Consider the following 2,095-nt stretch of genomic DNA (forward strand, 5'->3'; position numbering starts at 1 on the left):
CAGTGCTTGTGTAGCGTGGTTCGGCTGATGCCGAAGTGTGCGCACACGTCGGCGACGGTTGTGGCTGGGTCGCTGAGCATCGCTCTGGCCAGTTGGATCTGCTTATCGGTCATGGCGGGCTTGCGCCCACCCTTGCGACCTCGAGCGCGGGCGGCCTCCAGGCCGGCATGGGTGCGCTCGATCAGCTGCCGGCGCTCGTATTCGGCGAATACGGCGGCGATCTGGAAGAACATGTTCCCGGCCGCAGTGCTGGTGTCGATTTTTTCGGTGAGGCTTTCAAAGCCGATACCGCGATCGGCGAGCTCGTGCGTCACGACGCGGATCAGCTCGGATACCGATCCGCCGAGGCGGTCGAGTCGCCAGACGACAAGAGTGTCACCTGGGCGCAGGGCGCGCAGGGCGTTGGCCAGCTCCGTCGCGCCCTTCTTGGCGCGGCGAGGACCGGCGCGGCTGACCTGCTCCTCGTAGATTTGGGCGCAGCCGGCTCGCTGCAGGGCGTCACGCTGCAGCGAGAGGTCCTGGTCCTCCTTCGACTTGCGGGCATAGCCGATGCGTAGACCGGTGGATTGCGTGGTTGGGGCGGTCGGCTTCGGCTTAGGCATGGAGATCCGTCGGGCGGGAGGGCGCCATATCCTCCCATTCGGCGGCCGCATTGTGGAGGGCCGTGGCGGGTACGTCGCGGGGCAGGCCCGCGCTCTGCGCCAGGCGCCGGACGACGGCCAGCAGCACGTCGGCTGGGTGATCGGACTCGGCGATGGCGCGGCCGAGCGCGTCAATCTTGTCGGGGGTGCTGTTCAGATTTGGCATTGGAATAGTCTCGGGAATATTTTGATGTTCGGAAATGCGTGCATGTGACCGTTTCGCGGTCATAGATAACTTTACGGGAAAACGCACAACGTGCAAGCAAAATGCAGGCTTCTACATCGCTGAACCGCTCATGTTCGGGAAACGGTCGTTTTCCGAACATCCGTGTTACGATTTTGTGAGGTCACCCCGCCTGCAGGCGTGAAACGGAATTGCCTGCTCTTCTTTGGGCAGTGTTCGGGGGCCTGCCCATCCAAGGAGTCAGTATGAACGTCAGTTCCAAGCGCCCAACCAGGGCGAATGCAATTCCGCGCGCAAATCGCAGCCTCATTGGCGCGGCGATCGCCGTGGCGATGGCGGCGGCAGCACCAGCATCGGCTGCGCTGCCGCCCTCGCAGGCTCCGTGTGATGGCGCGGCTAACACCTGCTACCACAACGGGCTTTATTACACAGATAACAGCTGGGTCACGGGGCGAGTTACTGAGTTTGCGGATGGCTCCGGTTCTGCGGTCGCTGATTTCAACTACTACGACACGGAGGCCAAGATCTGGACCCTGACGGATGCCGGGTCGCAGATGCTCTACTGGTACGTCGATGGGTATGACGAAAATGGCTATCCGATCACTCAGAGGCAGTACGCCTATGCACCGGCGTCGGTCGCGATTGAAGATTTCAAGACGCTGGATATTGGCAGCGTGATGGCCGCCGGCTCAGGCGGGAGGATCTCGAACCTGGCCGATGGCGTCGCTCCGATGGACGCAGTGAACAAGCGCCAGCTGGACTGGGTGGCCGCGAATGCCGGCGGTAACGATCCGCTCGCGGTGAAGTACACGGATGGAAATCGCAACATCATCAAGGTCGGTGGATGGGTGGGCGATTTGGCCGATGGTCAAGCTGACAGCGATGCTGCAAACATGGGGCAGGTACGAGGTGTGCTGGGCGTGGCAAATGACGGCGTGAACCGTGCCAATAATGCGCAGGCCCGGGCCGATTCAGCGTTCAACAATGCGGCGACGGCGCAGACCACCGCGAACACCGCCAATACTGCTGTCACGAACCTGAGCAAGGTGGCGCTGACCTATACCGACGCGACGAAGGCGGCAGTGAACGTCAATGCCCAGGTCAGGGGTGTGACCGCTGGTACGGCCGCGACCGATGCGGTGAACGTCAACCAGCTCAACGGTGTTCGCAATGTCGCCCAGGACGGCGTGAACCGTGCGGTCAACGCGCAAGCCCGCGCCGATTCCGCGTTCAACAACGCGGCAACCGCGCAGGCTCGGGCCGATAAGGG

2 protein-coding genes and 1 pseudogene are annotated in these 2,095 nt (G+C 62.8%); 1 reads left to right on the forward strand and 2 read right to left on the reverse strand.

From position 1 onward, the window contains the following. Both EOD15_RS33285 and EOD15_RS33290 read right to left on the reverse strand, forming a co-directional pair. A partial coding sequence (locus tag EOD15_RS33285) for a recombinase family protein (protein WP_148129791.1) occupies window positions 1–602 on the reverse strand: 602 nt, incomplete at its 3' end. Then, window positions 595–807 carry a hypothetical protein gene (locus EOD15_RS33290; RefSeq protein WP_127409242.1) on the reverse strand — a complete coding sequence of 71 codons (213 nt, stop codon included), beginning with the start codon at window positions 805–807 and terminating at the stop codon, window positions 595–597. The genes EOD15_RS33290 and EOD15_RS33285, both read right to left, overlap by 8 nt. A gap of 263 nt (window positions 808–1,070) precedes the next feature. Between EOD15_RS33290 and EOD15_RS33295 the strand changes: the two are divergent. Next, window positions 1,071–2,095 (forward strand): annotated as a pseudogene (locus EOD15_RS33295) (hypothetical protein); the annotation flags it as partial.

It is taken from the genome of Mesorhizobium sp. M7A.T.Ca.US.000.02.2.1 (assembly GCF_003996995.1).
In the GTDB taxonomy this organism is placed as follows: Bacteria; Pseudomonadota; Alphaproteobacteria; order Rhizobiales; family Rhizobiaceae; genus Mesorhizobium.

Excerpts from the sequence above, each read along its gene's own strand:
- EOD15_RS33290 (WP_127409242.1), bottom strand. The coding sequence starts at position 807 with ATGCCAAATCTGAACAGCACCCCCGACAAGATTGACGCGCTCGGCCGC.